Origin of the sequence: Bifidobacterium eulemuris (assembly GCF_014898155.1) — a bacterium.
Classification (GTDB): Bacteria; Actinomycetota; Actinomycetes; order Actinomycetales; family Bifidobacteriaceae; genus Bifidobacterium; species Bifidobacterium eulemuris.
Window position 1 is genome coordinate 2,385,712 of record NZ_CP062938.1, and the last position, 16,166, is coordinate 2,401,877.

At 61.1% G+C, this 16,166-nt stretch carries 12 protein-coding genes; 10 read left to right on the plus strand and 2 right to left on the minus strand.

The window, feature by feature from the left end:
* Window positions 1–187 precede the first annotated feature (187 nt).
* The 5 genes from BE0216_RS09885 (at window position 188) to BE0216_RS09905 (ending at window position 7,483) form a co-directional block, all read left to right on the plus strand.
* Window positions 188–1,585, plus strand: coding sequence for an ABC transporter substrate-binding protein (locus BE0216_RS09885; RefSeq protein ID WP_094636521.1), 1,398 nt, complete (start codon window positions 188–190; stop codon window positions 1,583–1,585).
* Window positions 1,586–1,688: 103 nt separating this feature from the next.
* Window positions 1,689–2,753: a carbohydrate ABC transporter permease gene (locus BE0216_RS09890; protein WP_094636522.1), complete on the plus strand. Its 1,065-nt coding sequence runs from the start codon at window positions 1,689–1,691 to the stop codon at window positions 2,751–2,753.
* Entirely contained in the window at window positions 2,750–3,643 is an 894-nt protein-coding gene (locus BE0216_RS09895) for a carbohydrate ABC transporter permease (RefSeq protein ID WP_094636523.1), read from the plus strand. The genes BE0216_RS09890 and BE0216_RS09895 overlap by 4 nt, the downstream gene beginning before the upstream one ends.
* A gap of 11 nt (window positions 3,644–3,654) precedes the next feature.
* Window positions 3,655–6,336 (plus strand): glycoside hydrolase family 2 protein, encoded by a 2,682-nt coding sequence (locus BE0216_RS09900; protein WP_094636524.1) that lies wholly within the window; start codon window positions 3,655–3,657, stop codon window positions 6,334–6,336.
* 103 nt (window positions 6,337–6,439) lie between these two features.
* Window positions 6,440–7,483 carry a LacI family DNA-binding transcriptional regulator gene (locus BE0216_RS09905; protein WP_094636525.1) on the plus strand — a complete coding sequence of 348 codons (1,044 nt, stop codon included), beginning with the start codon at window positions 6,440–6,442 and terminating at the stop codon, window positions 7,481–7,483.
* A gap of 105 nt (window positions 7,484–7,588) precedes the next feature.
* Here BE0216_RS09905 and BE0216_RS09910 read toward each other — a convergent pair whose 3' ends face one another.
* Both BE0216_RS09910 and BE0216_RS09915 read right to left on the minus strand, forming a co-directional pair.
* Window positions 7,589–8,227, minus strand: a complete 639-nt coding sequence (locus BE0216_RS09910) for a YesL family protein (RefSeq protein ID WP_094636526.1) — start codon at window positions 8,225–8,227, stop codon at window positions 7,589–7,591.
* Window positions 8,228–8,325: 98 nt separating this feature from the next.
* Window positions 8,326–9,093, minus strand: a complete 768-nt coding sequence (locus BE0216_RS09915) for a hypothetical protein (RefSeq protein ID WP_094636527.1) — start codon at window positions 9,091–9,093, stop codon at window positions 8,326–8,328.
* 212 nt (window positions 9,094–9,305) lie between these two features.
* On the opposite strand from BE0216_RS09915, the gene BE0216_RS09920 reads away from it, so the two are divergent.
* From BE0216_RS09920 to BE0216_RS09940, 5 genes are all read left to right on the plus strand, one after another.
* Window positions 9,306–11,498, plus strand: a complete 2,193-nt coding sequence (locus BE0216_RS09920; protein ID WP_094636528.1) for an alpha-galactosidase — start codon at window positions 9,306–9,308, stop codon at window positions 11,496–11,498.
* Window positions 11,499–11,584: 86 nt separating this feature from the next.
* Window positions 11,585–12,787, plus strand: coding sequence for a glycosyl hydrolase (locus BE0216_RS09925; protein WP_094636529.1), 1,203 nt, complete (start codon window positions 11,585–11,587; stop codon window positions 12,785–12,787).
* Window positions 12,788–12,889: 102 nt separating this feature from the next.
* The gene (locus tag BE0216_RS09930; protein WP_094636530.1) at window positions 12,890–13,924 is read left to right on the plus strand and encodes a 3-isopropylmalate dehydrogenase; all 1,035 of its coding nucleotides are present in this window, start codon (window positions 12,890–12,892) and stop codon (window positions 13,922–13,924) included.
* Window positions 13,925–14,060: 136 nt separating this feature from the next.
* Window positions 14,061–15,221, plus strand: coding sequence for a lipoate--protein ligase family protein (locus BE0216_RS09935; RefSeq protein ID WP_094636531.1), 1,161 nt, complete (start codon window positions 14,061–14,063; stop codon window positions 15,219–15,221).
* 146 nt (window positions 15,222–15,367) lie between these two features.
* Window positions 15,368–16,087, plus strand: coding sequence for a Crp/Fnr family transcriptional regulator (locus BE0216_RS09940; protein ID WP_094636532.1), 720 nt, complete (start codon window positions 15,368–15,370; stop codon window positions 16,085–16,087).
* The last annotated feature ends 79 nt before the right edge of the window (window positions 16,088–16,166 follow it).

The window sequence follows — 16,166 nt, forward strand, 5'->3', positions numbered from 1 at the left end:
ACCGGTTGACATGTTGCGGCGTGTTGTGTTAAGCTCAGGCCATCCGCACTGAAACAGAGTTCAGTGGCGATGAATTGGTGCGGAAGGCTGCGAGCGTGACTCATTGTTGAGTCGTCTCATAGGTCGACGGGCGGATTCCGTCCAACAACAACATCATCTCAATCCACGTATAGTGAGAGGATCGGATATGAAGGCATTGAAGAAGATCGCCGCTGCCGTCGTCGCCAGCGCCTGCGCCATCAGTTTGGCCGCCTGCGGAGGCGAATCGGCCAGCGAGACCACCGACCTGCAGTACAAAGACATCGAGCTTGGCACCACAGGCACCGACATCACCACCACGATCAAGCTGTACTCGCACCGCACCGACATGCTGCAGGACAGCTACAACGGCACCACCTGGGAGCAATACATCGCCGAATTCAACGAGATGTACCCCAACATCACGGTTGAGGTCGACGCCGGCACCGACTACGGCAACAGCGCGCTGACCCGACTGCAGGGCGGCGATTGGGGCGACATCATGATGATCCCGACCGTGGACGCCTCCGAGTTGGGCAACTACTTCCTGTCGTACGGCAAGGTCGACGACCTCAAGGACCTCGTCCACTACGTGTACGCGCAGCACTACAAGGATGAGGTATACGGCATCTCGTCCACCGGCAACGCCGTCGGCATCGTGTACAACAAGGCCGTGTTCGAGCAGGCCGGCATCACCGAGCTGCCGACCACCCCGGAGGAGTTCCTCGATGATCTGCAGGCCATCAAGGACAACACCGACGCCACGCCGCTGTACACCAACTATGCGGCGGGCTGGACGATGGGCGCCTGGGACGCCTACGTCGGCGGCACCGCCACCGGCGACGCCACGTATATGAACCAGAAGCTGCTCCACACGCAGGATCCCTTCTCCGATCCGGGCGACGGCACGCATATGTACAACGTCTACAAGATCCTTTACGAGGCCGTGGCCGACGGCTTGACCGAAGACGATTACTCCACCACCGACTGGGAGGGGTCCAAGACCCAGATGAACAACGGCGAGATCGCCACCATGGTGCTCGGTTCCTGGGCGGTCTCCCAGATGCAGGCCGCCGGCGACAACGCCGACGATATCGGATACATGCCGTTCCCCATCACCGTGGACGGCCAGCAGTACACCTCCTCCACCGCCGACTACGCCTACGGCATCAACAAGGACTCCTCCAAGGAGAACCAGGAGGCCGCGATGATCTTCGTCAAGTGGATGACCGACAAGTCCGGCTTCGCCTACAACGAGGGCGGTCTGCCGGTGAGCATGCTTGAGGAGAACGACAAGCTGCCCGAGCTGTACAGTGAGTTCGACAACGTGACCTTCCTTGAGGACGAGCCTGCCGTGGACGGCGAGGAGGATCTGTTCAACGACCTCAACTCCGACTCCGAGCTGGCCATCAACGCCAGCGGCGACGCCCGCGTCCAGGCTATCGTCGAGCACGCCTCCAACGGCGATATGACCTACGACGAGATGGTCGAGGAGTGGAACGGCAAGTGGAACCAGGCGCTTGAGGACGAGGGCATCGAGCCCGAATACACCACGGTGGCCGACTGAGCCCTGTGTCGATTCCAACCATCTAGGGGGTGCCGGACCGCTCCGGCATCGTCCGACACCCCTTCCATGTTCACGTTGACGGAATACCCGAAAGAGGGAAGACATGACTTCAACAACCGCGGAATCGGCGGCCGTGGCCGAGATCCCCACCAACAAACAGCCGAGGGACTGGCGTAAAACCGGCATCATCGTGGCGTTCTGCGCGATCCCGCTCACGCTGCTCATCGTATTCACCTATCTGCCGTTCGCCAGTATGGTGGGCTACAGCTTCTTCAAAATGAAATACATCGGCCCGCGCGAATGGGTGGGCTTGGAGAACTACATCGACGTGTTCACCCGCCCGGACACGCTTTCGTCGCTCAAACTGAGCCTGTACTACATGGCCGGAGCGCTCATCCAGGTCGCCATCGCGCTGTACCTGTCGACCATCCTGGCGTTCAAGGTCCGTTGCGGTGGCGCCTTCAAGGCGATCTACTTCTTCCCCTACCTGATCAACGGCATCGCGGTGGGCTTCATCTTCAAATTCTTCTACACCCGCGGTTACGTGTTCGACACCGTGCTGCAATGGTGTGGATTCCAGCTGGATTCGCTGCCGTATTGGCTTAAGGACCAGTCCATCAACAACTGGTCGCTGGTGGGCGCCTCCATCTGGCGGTATCTGGGCCAGAACGTGATTCTGTTCATCGGCGCGATGATGTCGATCGATAAATCGCTGTACGAGGCGGCTGAGATCGACGGCGCGAACAAATTCCAGCAATTCCGCCACATTATCCTTCCCGGCATCAAAACGATTCTCGTGCTCAACATCATCCTGTCGATCACCGGCTCGCTTTCCGCCTTCGAAGGACCTTACGTGATCACCACGGGCGCGAACGGCACCGCCACCTACTTTGTGCGCATGGACCGTCTTGCCCACGTCAACCAGAAGGTCGGTCTGGCCTCCGCCATGGCCATCGTGCTGCTGATCATCATCCTGATCTGCGCCATGCTGCAGCAGCTGTTCTTCAACTACGTGTTCAAAGACGCCGACGATGGCGTGGCCAAAGCCAAGAAACGGGCGCGCAAAATCGAGCGTCAGCGTCGCAAGATCGCGGCGAAAAGCGCGCCGATCTTCCGAAACGGTCCCAATACATCCCGAGAATCCAAAGCAAAGGTGGTGGCACGATGACTGATGCGGTCGCGTTGGCCAAGGAGCGCGCGTTCCAGCGGGGTGCCTCCCCCTGGTACAAGTTCAAGAATGGCTTCTTCGTCTTTCTGAAATATTTCAGCCTGATCTTTTTCGCCTTCTGTTTCCTGTTGCCGCTGGTCAGCTGTTTTGTGACCGCCGCCAAAACCGAGAAGGAATACCAGAGCACGTCCGTGATGGACATGCCGAGCAACTGGTTCAACTTCCAGAACTACATCGATGCGTTCACCACGTCGAATATGGCGGTGGCCTTCCGCAACTCGATCATCGTGCTGGTGGTGGTGCTCGTCATCACCACGCTGATCGGCACCCAGCTGGCGTATGTGCTGAGCCGCTTCACCTTCCCCGGCAACACCGTGATTCGAGGTCTGTTCACCGTGGCCGCGCTGCTGCCCGGTATCGCGATGCAGGTGGCGCTGTACAAGATGATGGTCAATATCGGCGCGGTCAACACCATGTGGGGATACATCCTCATGATGTGCGGCACCGATGTGATCTCCATCTATGTGTTCATCCAGTTCTTCGAGAACATTCCGGTCTCGCTCGACGAGTCCGCCATCGTGGATGGCGCGTCGTACTTCACCGTCTATTCGAAGATCCTGCTGCCGCTGCTCAAGCCCGCCATCGTCACCTGCATGATCCTCAAGGGCGTCGGCGTGTACAACGAATACTATGCGTCGAACCTGTATCTGCAGGATTCGGATCTGAAAACCATAGCGATCGCCCTGTACTCGTTCACGGGGCCCATGGGCTCGAAGTACAACCTGATCTGCGCAGGCGTGATCATCACGCTGCTGCCGATGCTGATCCTGTTCCTGGTGTTCCAGAAGCAGATCTACAACGGCATCGCCGCAGGTGCCGTCAAGGAATAAAAGGATAGGATATGACCCGCACCCCCAACACTTTCCGTCCCATTCGTGAGCATTGGACCGTTCGCGCGCTGAATCCGCAGGTGGCGCCTGAAAACCTGCGAGAGGCCATAGCCGCCGGCATCCCCGCAACCGTGCCGGGTGAGGTCACCCTTGACCTAGTGGCGGCCGGTCTGATCGATGAGCCGTTCGACGGCGACAACGAGACCCGCCAGCAGTGGATCGGCGATGTGGATTGGCAGTTCGAAACCACCTTCGCATGGCATGACGCGGGCGCAACCCGTCACGATCTTGTCGCCTTAGGTCTGGATACGGTCGCTTCGTTGGCGATCAACGGCCAGCCCATCGGACATGCCGAGAACTACCATCGTTCTTACCGATGGGATGCCCGGGCGGCGCTGCGTGAGGGGGAGAACACGCTCACCGTGACGTTCGCCTCATCCGTGCGCGAATCCGACCGTCGGGAGCAGGAGCTCGGATACTGGCCCCACACCGAACACCACGCGTTCAACCAGCTGCGCAAGCCCTCCTACCAGTTCGGATGGGACTGGGGCATCGACGTGGCCAACGCCGGCATGTGGCGGGACATCGGCATCGATTCCTGGTCCGACGTGCGGCTTAAGGCCGTTCGGCCGATCGCGCGTGTGCTTCCGGACGGCACCGGTGCGCTCGACGTCACCGTGGAGATCGAGCGCGAGGGCCAAGGACGGGTTATGACCTCATCACAGGCTCACGCAGGACAGTGCCCGGTGCCGTTCCGCGTTGCTGTGAAGGGACATGGTGCCGATCTCACCGTCGTCGGTGAAATCGAGCAAGGGCGGGATACCGCCGAAATCAGTGTCACCCTGCCCCAGATCCAACTCTGGTGGCCTGTCGGCTATGGCGATCAGCCGTTGTACGACGTGGCCGTCGACGCCGGCGACGGTGCGGCCGAATGGAGCGGACGTATCGGATTCCGCACCGTTCGAGTGGATACGCGGGCCGACGAGGTCGGCAGGCCGTTCCAGATCTACGTCAATGATGTGCCCGTGCATGCCAGAGGATGGAACTGGGTTCCGGTGGATGCCTTCCTCTCCCGCGGGGACGCGTTGGTGGAGCCGCGCATGCGCGATCTCGTCGAGTCGAACGCCAATATGGTGCGCGCCTGGGGCGGAAGCATTTACGAATCCGACGAATTCTACGATTTGTGCGACGAATTGGGTGTGATGGTCTGGCAGGACTTCATGCTCGCCTGCGCCGCCTATCCGGAGGATGCCGGCACCAAGGCCGAGATCGAGGCCGAGGCGCGTGAGCATATCACCAGATTGGCGCCGCATCCGAGCTTGGTGGTCTGGAACGGTTCGAATGAGAACTACGTCGCCTACAGCGAATGGGGAGGCGTCAAGCAGGCTTTGCGCGATGACGATCTGCCCTCCAACGCCTACGGATATGGTGAGAAGGATTGGGGCGACTACTACTACTCCGATCTGTTCCCCCGACTGCTGTCTCAGCTCGATTCAGGTCACACCGTCTATCTGCCGAGCTCCCCGATGAGCTTCACCCGATTCGTCGACGCCAATAAGGATGTCGACGGAACCATGCACATCTGGGATGTGTGGAACCGGGTCGACTATCGCGCCTACGCGAACTATACGCCGCGTTTCGCCGACGAATTCGGCTATCAGGCGCCGCCGGCCTTCTCCACCCTCACCAGAGTGGTGCATGACGAGAAGCTCGATCCGTTCGGCAAGCAGATGCTGGTCCATCAGAAGGCTTCCGGAGGCAATATCAAGTTGGCGCGCGGCATGCGCTCGCATCTGACGCCGGGGCATATCGACGACGTCAGCTATCGTGCCGACGGAACCCGCGACTGGCTCATCCCCACCGATTACTGGTCCGATGTCGAGGATTGGCATTGGGCGTGCCAGCTGCAGCAGGCCCATGCGATCCGTTTCGGTGTGGAGCATATGCGTTCGCTTGAGCCGGTGAACGCGGGAACGCTGATCTGGCAGCTGAACGACGACTGGCCCGTGGTGAGTTGGGCCGCCGTGGACTACTACGGGCATCGTAAACCCCTGTGGCACGCCTCGCGCGACTTCTTCGCCCCTCGTCTGGCCACCATCCAACCGCGTCTGTCCGAACAGGAGCGTGAGGATAGAAGCTGGGAGGGCAATCGTGTGGAGCCGGACCGCCTGGCGCTGGTGGTTCTCAACGATGCGAGGAAGCCGTGGCGGGGTGTTTGGACCGTCGAACGTCGCACATTGAGTGGTGAGGTATTGGCCTCGCAGCATTTCGAGGTGGCGATGGATGCCGTTTCCCATGAGACCCTGTGGCTGGACGACGCGGTGGCCGGATTCGGCGACCCCGCGAACGAGCTGATCGTCGCCGAATGCGCGGATGGCAGCATCTCCCGCGCCGTGTTCAACCCCGCCGAGGTCATCGACCAGTCGCTTGATCCCGCGCCTCTGGAGGCTGTGGTCGAGACGACGGCGGACGGCTACGACCTCACCGTCACTGCGCGATCCTATGCGCGAGACGTGTTCTGCATGGTCGACAAAGTCGATGCCGACGCCCGCATCGATGGCGGTATGGTCACGTTGCTGCCCGGCGAGACGGTGACCTGGCACATTCGTGCGGCGAAGGGACTTGTCCCCGAGGCGTTCATCGCCGCGAACGTGTTGCGCTGCGCCAATGATTTAAAGGCGGCGGCACGCTGACGGCGGATGGATGAAGTCGTGAAACCGGCCGAACCCACGGTATGCTTGGGCATACGGCCGGTGGAACGTATTCACCGTTCATTCGACGACCAAGGAGGGAGCGATGGCGCTGTTGAAATCGAAGGTCACGATTTCCGACGTCGCGAAAGCTGCAGGAGTGTCCAACAGCGCTGTCTCTTATGCGTTGAACGGCAAGCCCGGGGTTTCGGAGAAGACCCGGGACAAAGTGCTCAAAGTCGCCGACAGCATGGGGTGGAAGCCCAACAGCGCCGCCAAGGCGCTGTCCGATGCCAGCAGCCGTGCCATCGGCCTGGCGCTGGCCTATAGTCCGGAGACCATTTCCGTCGATTCGTATTCGATGGCGCTGTTCTCCGGCATGTGCACCGAACTTGAGCGGAACAACTATTCGCTGATGTTGCGCATCATCCCCGTCGGAGGCGACACCATGTCCATCCACCGTGACTGGATCGCGGATGGCAGCGTGGACGGCGTGGTCATCACCAATGTGGAGATCGGCGATCCCCGTATCGAATTGTATAAGCAGCATCCTGAGGTGCCGGTGGTGGCGTTGGCGGATCCGTCCGTCACCGGCGGTCTTCCCACGTTGACCAGCGATGATGTCGCGGCGGCGCGGTTGGTCGTGGACTTCCTTCACGAGCTGGGGCATACGCATATCGCGCGTGTGGCCGGTCCGGAGCGCTACGGCCATACCTTCGGCCGCGATCGTGCGTTTATCGAGGAGACTTCGGAGATGGGCATGCACTACGACTGCCTGCACGGCGATTATTCGCCGGAGGCGGGCGCTGACTGCACAGCCCGTCTGATGGCTTTCTCCGAACCTCCCACGGCCATCGTCTACGATAGCGACAGCATGGCCATCGCCGGCCTGCAGACGGCCGTCGCCAAAGGTATCGCCGTGCCCGAGCAGCTGTCCATCGTCTCATGGGACGATTCGTTCGTCTGCCGGGCGGTGACGCCGGGGCTGACGGCGTTGAAACGCAACGTGCCCGCTTCGGGGAAGCAGTTGGTGCCGATGCTGTTGCGGCAGATCGCCGGCGAACAGGTCGAGAACGAACTCGAGGATCCCTATGAGCTGATTCCTCGCGGCTCCACGGCCGCCGCCTGCGTGCCCGGCGGCGTTCGCTGAACGTCTTATCGGGTGGATTGGTAGGCATTGATGACAATCATGTGCAGCGAGGCGATCAGGCAATGATGTGACGTCTGATCGCCTCGCTGCGTATGGTCGTGGCGTCTATTGCTCGGTGGCTCTCGCCGTGATCATGCCCGCACGCAGCATGAGGTATACGACGATGTAGGCGGTGACGGCCGAAAGCAGCAGTCCATAGAAAAATACGGTGAAGGCGAGCCCGCCCGGAACGGCGACGGCGATGATCCATGGCAACGCGTTGAGGAACAACGTCGCCACCGTGGTCAACGGGTGCGCGACGGCGACACGGAACGACTGCCGGATCTGCGCCATCGCGGACAGCGTGCTGCGGGCCATGACCGGGAACACGAAGCCGAATCCGGCCCATGCCACCGTCGCCACCGCTATCGTCGCGCCGTACACCACCGGCGCGTATGGCGCATCCGGCACGCCTTTCGTCAACCACCATAGGTCGAACGACGCCAGGGCGACGAAGGCCAGAGCGATCAGCGTCAATGCCAGGGAGACCGTGAACCGACGACGGAACGCGGCAAGGAACGCGCGCAGCACATGCGCGTCGTCGTTCTCATGCAGACGTCGCGTCACTTCGTACATCGCGCCGGTCGACGCGCCGATGGTGACGATCGGCAGACAGCAGATGATCCAAGCGACGTTGATCATCGCCAGGTCGCCGATGCGTGACATGAACTCATTGAACGGGCTGTCTTGCTTGAATATCTGCATGGGGCTCCTCGATGTGTGTGGTGTGCGTTGATTGGTCTGGTATCCGGAACATGATTGTCAAGTCGCACGCGTCCAACCGCTTCCGACGCCGGTGATGGCTATGGGATGAGAAAGGACACGAAACGACGTGCGGTGTCTTGATTGCGGGAATCCTGTGCGAGGCCGATAATCGCATCGGAATCGGCGGATTCAAGCGTATCCCAGATTGTGGAGGTCTTAAGTCTCAATCCGAATGGCGCTTCCGCGCCTTTGCCGGATCCGTTGTAGTCGGGGTCGGCGTCATCGTCGTCATCGAATCCCGCGTATGTGACGAACAGATCGGATAATTCTTTGACTTGTTTCGATTCCAACGATGCGTTCAGGTCGGTGAGATAGCCGTATCCGCAGAGGGTGCTGAAATCATCGGGGGAGGCGATGATGATGTCGATTTCGTCGCTGGCGAGCATGGACTGCAGTTTGTTCAGACCACTGTCATCCATATCGAAGTTCGCGTCGATGCGAACGCCGCCATCGCGTCCCTCGGGCAGGTCGAACGCCGATGCCACACGCTGCTGCAGGGTCTGCGCATCCTGGGTGGAAATGACGTCGCCGAATACCGCGACATACAGCTTTGGCGGCACCGATGGTGTGAGCAGCTGTATCGCCAGATATAGGGCTATGCCGATTACGGCCAGTGCCGCAACCGTGCGTGCCAATAGCTGGTCGCGGAAATACGCCCATTTGCGGTTCCAAGGCAGCGAACGGAGTATGTGGAGACGGGAGCGTTTGTGGTAGGCGATGTCTTGGGACAACGTGTCGATGGCCTCCGCCTGTCGTGCGGAGATGGCGTCGCGATTCCGGTTCGGTGGAGAGGCCGTTGATGCCATGGTGCCTCCTTTGGAATGAATATGTCTCCACTATAACGCAAAAAACGCATGTCACTTAACCGATTAATGTATAGTGTTTCTTGGTAAAGGTATGCCGTTGCTGAACGTCTCGTCAAAGTCCCGCAACGTAGGCCGGACGCGTCGGCCATGATGCGTCCTCGGAAAGGGCCGAGGACGGATATGGCGAGGCATGCAGGAAGGAGAGTACGACGATGTTCGATCAAGGCCCGCACAAGGTGCTTCGGCGTGACGGCGTATGTGTGGTGGTCAAGACGCCTCCCGATCAGATGCCGCAGGTGGAGTATTGGGGACGTGACCTCGGCGGCGAGCTGTTGGCGGACGAGGCGGCGCTTGCCGCGCTTGACGCCATGACCTTGAAGGACACCCCGCCTAACAAGCCCGACGCCGCATGGCGCCCGTCGTTGTTGCCGCAAGGTGCCGAGGGGTGGGGCGGTAGGCCGGGATTGGAGGCCCACCGTGGCGGACTGCCGGCATTCGCCAGCTGGACCGCCATCGATTATGCCTCACAGGCCAATACCAAGCTGTCGATCGAAGCTGTGGATGAGATGAACGGACTTCGGTTGGAGATCATGCTGTCGCTGGAGCAAGGCGGCCTGCTCGTCGTCCGACATGCACTGACCAATACGGGGGCGGATGGCGCCGGTGCCGAACCGTTGATCGTCAATTGGCTCGATGGCGTGATGCCGTGCCCGCGTCGTGTCGACACGCTCACCCAGTTCACTGGACGTTGGCCTTTGGAAAAACAGCCGTTCGTCGCCTCCATGCCGGTCGGCTCCGTCACACGAGACTGTCGACGTGGCAAGACAGGGCATGATTCACCGTGGCTGTTCATCGCATCCGTGGGCGAGCCGCGCTGGGAAACCGGTGAGATCTGGGCCTGCCATCTTGCATGGAGCGGTAACCAGACCTATCGCGTGGACAACCTGCCTCAGCACGAGCCCTTGATCGGTGCCGGGGAACTGGTCGGGCCGGCGGAGATTCGCCTGTCGACGGGGGAACGGTACGAGTCGCCGGAGGTGTGTTTCTCCTATTCGGACTGCGGACTTGACGGCATGGCCGCACGATTCCATACATGGCTGCGCGCCATGCCGAAGCGGGTCGATCCCGTTTCGAATCCAAGGCCGTTCACCCTCAACACTTGGGAGGCTGTGTATTTCAAGCAGGACGAAGCCACGCTGATGCGTTTGGCTGACCGCGCCGCACAGGCGGGGGTGGAGCGGTTCGTGCTCGACGACGGCTGGTTCCATAAGCGCCGCGACGACACGCGCGGTCTGGGGGATTGGTGGGTGGATCCCGAGGTGTGGCCGAATGGACTCAACGCCCTGGCCGATCATGTGCATGCCCTGGGTATGCAGTTTGGACTGTGGTTCGAACCGGAGATGGTCAATCTCGATTCCGATCTCGCCCGCGTGCATCCCGATTGGATTCTTGCCAGACCTTCGGCCGTGCCGAACCGCGGCGACCTATCCTACCGCAGCCAGTACGTGTTGGATCTGGCGAATCCAGACGCGTATGCCCATATCCATGACCAGATGGTCGCCTGCGTGCGCGATCTTGGTGTGGATTACATCAAGTGGGATCACAACCGTGAAGTCACCGAGCCGGTGCATCAGCGTGATGGTCGATATGGACTGCATAATCAGACTCTGGCCTGTTACCGGCTGTTCGACGAGCTTAAAGCCGAATTCCCCGGATTGGAAATCGAGAGCTGCTCGTCCGGCGGTGCCCGTACCGATGCTGGGATTCTGCGGCATGCCGACCGCATTTGGGCTTCCGATTCCAATGATCCGCGGGACCGCGTCGATATTCAGCGGTTCACCGAGCTCATCGTGCCTCCTGAGATGATCGGCGCCCATGTAGGGCCGAGTCCGGCGCATTCCACGGGGCGCGCCACTGAAGTGAGTTATCGGGCCGCCGTGTCGTTGACCGGATGCGCCGGTTTTGAATGGAACATCCTGGAATGCGATGATGACGAAGTGGCGAGGCTTGCCGCATTCGTCGCATTGTATAAGGAACTGCGTGGTTTGCTGCATACGGGCCGGATCCTGCATGCCGACCTTGCGGATCCATCTTTGCGCGCCCGCGGCGTCGTCGACGCGGAGGGTGAGCACGCCGTGTGGGTTGTGGCGAGTGTGGACAACATCGCCGATTGGCTGGCCGAACGGTTGTATGTGCCGGGACTGGATCCACGGCGAGACTACCGCATCCGATTGCGTGAGGAGGTGGGGGCCGCCAAATGGGGCTGGATCACACCGCAGTGGCTGACCATGGCACGGCAGTCCGAAGGTTTCGTGGCTTCGGGCCGTCTGCTCGCCGAAGTGGGCCTGCAGCTGCCTAACCTGTGGCCGATGCAGGCCATCATCCTCGAATTCGACGCGCAGTGAGAGGGATATCCGAACGTCGTGCCTGCGGTATGCCATGGGCGGATGCCAGACAAGTGACGGAAACACCGGAAAAGAAAGGAAACGCTATGAATGCGCAATCGCAGGTCTCCAACCATGCCGTGAACGGGGAGGGCGTCGATACGCTGGCGAAGCATGCTCCCATTCCGGTCGATCCGGACCTTTCGCCGCGCGCCAGAGCGCTGTTCGACGCGCTGCATCGGCATTCGGGCGAATTCGCGATGGTCGGCCATCAGGACGAGACGTTCTGCGTGCATGATGATGGCCATGACTCGGACGTTCTCGCCGTGACCGACGATTATCCCGCGGTATGGGGATTCGATCTCGGGCGAATCGAACTCGGCTGGAATCGGAATATCGACCGCATCCCCTTCGTGGATATCCGTCAACAGATGCGCCGCGCCTATGACATGGGTGCCGTAGTGACCGTGAGCTGGCACTCGGTCAATCCGATCACGGAGCGGGGATACGGCGAGAATATGGCACTCGGTTCGGTGACGGCCGTATTGCCGGGCGGGCGATCGCATGACAAATACTGTGAGTGGCTCGACCGGGTGGCGGATTTTCTGGTTTCGGTGACCGACGAGGATGGAATGCCGATTCCAGTGGTGTTCCGCCCCTATCACGAGCACACGGGTACCTGGTTCTGGTGGTGCCCGGGCTCGTCCATGGAGACCACCGATACGTCAAGCGACGATTATGCCGCCCTGTGGCGTATGACCGTGGAATACCTGCGCGACGTGCGTGGCCTGCATAATCTGCTGTATGCGTATTCCCCCGATCGAAGCCGCATCGATATGTCCTCCACAGCCTCCCGCGAGCATGATTATCTGTTCGGCTACCCGGGCGACGCGTATGTGGACGTGTTGGGGCTTGACGACTACTGGGACATCGACCAGGATTTGGCCGTCACCTCCCCGGCGGACCGTCACCGTGATCTGACGACGATGCTGACGATGGTCGGAGGGATGTCCCGTGAGCGGGGGAAACTCGCCGCCGCCACTGAGATCGGATCGCCAAGGGAATTCGCCGCGGCATTCGCCGATGATTCATCCCGCCCTTGGACCGGCTATCTGCTGTCTGCGGCGACGTGCAATGAGGACGCCCGACGTGTGTTGTGGTATCTGCCATGGCGAAACTCCGAGGAAGCGGTCGGAACCGGCGCTTATGGCACTCCGGCCGTCGGATCCCCATACGCCGCGGATTTCCGTGATTTCGCGCGCGATGGGTTCATGCGTCTTGCCGGGGAAGTGCCGCCGATGTACGAATGACGTCGGTTCGACCGGATGCTGGCGCGTGATGTGGCAGGGCGCCTGTCCATCAGACGGAACGCGGCGGGCTTGGAGGTCGCGCGCGCGTGTAGGTTATCCTGCATGGCAAAGACATACAAGATCGCCGTGATTCCCGGCGACGGCATCGGCAAGGAAGTCACCCCGTGGGCCCAGCAGGCGCTGGAGAAGGCCGCGCAGGGCGAGGCTGAGTTCACCTACGAGCATTTCGATCTTGGCGCGGAACGCTATCTGCGTGACGGCGCGATCCTTCCCGAGGATGAGGAGGAGCGCATCAAGACCAATGACGCGATTCTGCTGGGCGCGGTCGGCGATCCGCGCATCAAGGCCGGCATTCTGGAACGCGGCCTGTTGCTGAAACTGCGCTTCGATCTGGACCAGTTCGTGAACCTGCGCCCCTCCAAGCTGTACAAGGGCGTCACCTCGCCGCTTGCCAACCCGGGCGACATCGACTTCGTGGTGGTGCGCGAGGGTACCGAGGGCCTGTACTGCGGCGCGGGCGGCGCGGTCCGTCGCGACACCCCCCACGAGGTGGCCACCGAGGTGTCCATCAACACGGCATACGGCGTGGAGCGTGTGGTGCGCTACGCCTTCCAGCTGGCTATGAAGCGCAGGAAGCATGTGACCCTCGTGCACAAGAAGAACGTGCTCGTCAACGCGGGCGACATGTGGCAGCGTCTGGTCGAGAAGGTCGCCGCCGAATATCCGGAGGTCACGCACGACTACCAGCACATCGACGCGGCCACGATCTTCCTCGTGTCCGATCCGAGCCGTTTCGACGTGATCCTCACCGACAACCTCTTCGGCGACATCCTCACTGACGAGGCCGGCGCAGTGGTGGGCGGCGTGGGCTATTCCGCCTCTGGCTGCATCAACGCGACCAACGAGTTCCCGTCCATGTTCGAGCCGATCCACGGCTCCGCGCCCGACATCGCCGGGCAGAACAAGGCCAATCCGACCGCCGCGATCCTCTCCGCCGCGATGCTGCTGCGCCATCTCGGATTCGACGAGGCCGCCGCGAAAATCGACGCGGCCGTGGAAGCGGATATCGAGGAGTTGGGCTCCACGCAGCGTTCCACCGACGAGGTGGGCCGCGACATCCTCGCCCGCATCGCGTAATGACAAGCGCTGGATGTCGGATGTTGAACGCCGCGCGTTGCGCATAAGACGTTGAATACCGAACACGACCACACGGGAACGGCCGCCATCCCTAGAATCGGGATGGCGGCCGTTCCCGTTGCTATGCTGGTGTGCCATGGTTGGTACGACATCTGAACTCGGTGGGGAAACGACGCGCGCGCGGCGAGGAGAATGCAAAACCCCCGGCGGCAAACTCGTCGCCGTCAGTGTGGATGTCGACGAGGCGGGGCATATGACGTCATGCCGTATCGATGGCGACTTCTTCATCGAGGGAACGAATGAGGCGTGCGACGCGTTGTTACGAGACCTCGAACGGGCGTTGATTTGCGGAGAACCGGTGGGCGAAACGATCGCCCGCCATAACGGGGCGCGGCTTGTGGGTACCGACGCACAAGCCATCGAAACCGCGTTCGCACGCGCGACGAACCAGTCGGGATATGTTCATGGAACCGCCGGCCATGGAGCCGATGACTCCCGTGGCACGATCGTTCATGACGCGAACGGCTACGATACGAACGCGAGTGATATGTGGAAACGCTGGGAGGCGTTGGCGCGTGAGCTTGTGGTGGTGCGCGACCATCCGCGCTTGCCGGCCGAGCAGATGGCCATCGACGAACGATGGGCGCGCGAGGTCGCTGCCGGCACGCGGCCCGCGACGTTGCGGTTCTGGGAATGGGCCGCGCCATGCGTGGTGATCGGCCGGTTCCAATCCGAACCCGACGAGGTCAATCTCGACGTTGCGCGCGAACTGGGTTTCTCGGTGGTACGCCGTTGCACCGGCGGCGGCGCCATGTTCATCGAACCGGGCAATACCCTCACCTACTCGCTGTATGCGCCTCTGTGGTTCGTCGAGGGAATCGACATCGAGGAATCCTATCGTCTGTGCGACCATTGGCTGGTCGAAACCTTGCGTAAATTGAACATCGACGTGCGGTTCAGCGGATTGAACGACATCGCCTCACAGTCGGGCAAAATCGGCGGTGCCGCGCAACGGCGGTTCCCGCGGCCTCGTATGGGCTGCGATGGCGCTCTGGAAGATGCCGGCCGCGGCATGGGCGCGGTGCTGCACCATGTGACGCTCTCCTACGACATCGACGCGCGGAAAATGAGTCGCGTGCTTAACACCAGCCGCGAGAAGATGTCGGACAAGGCCGTGAAATCCGCCGTGAAACGGGTCGATCCGCTCAAACGCCAGACGGGACTCACCCGTGAGGAACTCGTCGATTACCTGATCGGCGAGTTTGGTGTGCCTGGCCGCGAAGACGATCTCATATAAAACGATTGATTCTTGAGTTCGGTGTGGATTTTGGGGCCTTGTCGACAAACGGACACACCAAATTCAAAATCGACCTTCATGGATGCGCCGCGATACAATAGGCGGACGGTCTACGCTGACCGATCACGATGAACAAGGACGGTGCGATGAGCATGGAGAAGCCGAACGCGACTCCTGAGGAGGAGAATCTGCTGCTGCATACCGCGTTGTTCAAACAGGTCTCTCCCGAGGAGGCCGAGGAACTGATTCCTCATCTGCAATCCGCCGTATACGACAAGGGCGACTATATCTTTTCCGAAGGCGACACCGATCACCGCATGTATCTGCTGGAAGAGGGGCGTGTGAAGCTGATCCGCCAATCGAACGACGAGCGCATTCAGCTGCTGTCCATCCACGCGCCCGGTGAGGTGTTGGGGGAGATTCCGGTATTCGACCCCAGCGGCGGCCCGCGCACCGCCTCCGCGATCGCGATGAACTACGGCACGCGCGTGGTCTATTTGGAGCGCGAGGCCCTGTTCGCCTGGCTGGATGAGCATCCGCGTGTGGCGGTGGATATGCTGCAGGTGTTGGCCGGGCGCATGCGGGCCAACAACGAACGCATCTGCGATCTGGTGTTCATGGATGTGCCGGCGCGCTTGGCCAAAACACTGCTGAACCTCGCCTCGCGGTTCGGCGAGCCGGTCGAAGCCGGATTGAAGGTGCCGCATGATCTCACCCAGGAGGAGATGGCTCAGCTGGTCGGCTCGTCGCGTGAGACGGTGAACAAGGCGCTGATGGATTTCGCCAACCGCGGTTGGATCGCTCGCGACGGCCGTTCGATCATCATCTACCAGCCCGGCATGCTGATTCGGCGCTCCCGTCGCTGAAGTCCCCGCGGCCGATCGGGTCTGTGTCGCCTTTGGCGGTATTCCGGGCTTTCTCCCAGTATTTTTTAGGAGAGTGCGG

What these genes read in the sequence shown, in the direction of transcription:
- BE0216_RS09885 (WP_094636521.1), top strand. Translation starts at nt 188, where the DNA reads ATGAAGGCATTGAAGAAGATCGCCGCTGCCGTCGTCGCCAGCGCCTGC.
- BE0216_RS09890 (WP_094636522.1), top strand. Translation starts at nt 1,689, where the DNA reads ATGACTTCAACAACCGCGGAATCGGCGGCCGTGGCCGAGATCCCCACC.
- BE0216_RS09895 (WP_094636523.1), top strand. Translation starts at nt 2,750, where the DNA reads ATGACTGATGCGGTCGCGTTGGCCAAGGAGCGCGCGTTCCAGCGGGGT.
- BE0216_RS09900 (WP_094636524.1), top strand. Translation starts at nt 3,655, where the DNA reads ATGACCCGCACCCCCAACACTTTCCGTCCCATTCGTGAGCATTGGACC.
- BE0216_RS09905 (WP_094636525.1), top strand. Translation starts at nt 6,440, where the DNA reads ATGGCGCTGTTGAAATCGAAGGTCACGATTTCCGACGTCGCGAAAGCT.
- BE0216_RS09910 (WP_094636526.1), bottom strand. Translation starts at nt 8,227, where the DNA reads ATGCAGATATTCAAGCAAGACAGCCCGTTCAATGAGTTCATGTCACGC.
- BE0216_RS09915 (WP_094636527.1), bottom strand. Translation starts at nt 9,093, where the DNA reads ATGGCATCAACGGCCTCTCCACCGAACCGGAATCGCGACGCCATCTCC.
- BE0216_RS09920 (WP_094636528.1), top strand. Translation starts at nt 9,306, where the DNA reads ATGTTCGATCAAGGCCCGCACAAGGTGCTTCGGCGTGACGGCGTATGT.
- BE0216_RS09925 (WP_094636529.1), top strand. Translation starts at nt 11,585, where the DNA reads ATGAATGCGCAATCGCAGGTCTCCAACCATGCCGTGAACGGGGAGGGC.
- BE0216_RS09930 (WP_094636530.1), top strand. Translation starts at nt 12,890, where the DNA reads ATGGCAAAGACATACAAGATCGCCGTGATTCCCGGCGACGGCATCGGC.
- BE0216_RS09935 (WP_094636531.1), top strand. Translation starts at nt 14,061, where the DNA reads ATGGTTGGTACGACATCTGAACTCGGTGGGGAAACGACGCGCGCGCGG.
- BE0216_RS09940 (WP_094636532.1), top strand. Translation starts at nt 15,368, where the DNA reads ATGAGCATGGAGAAGCCGAACGCGACTCCTGAGGAGGAGAATCTGCTG.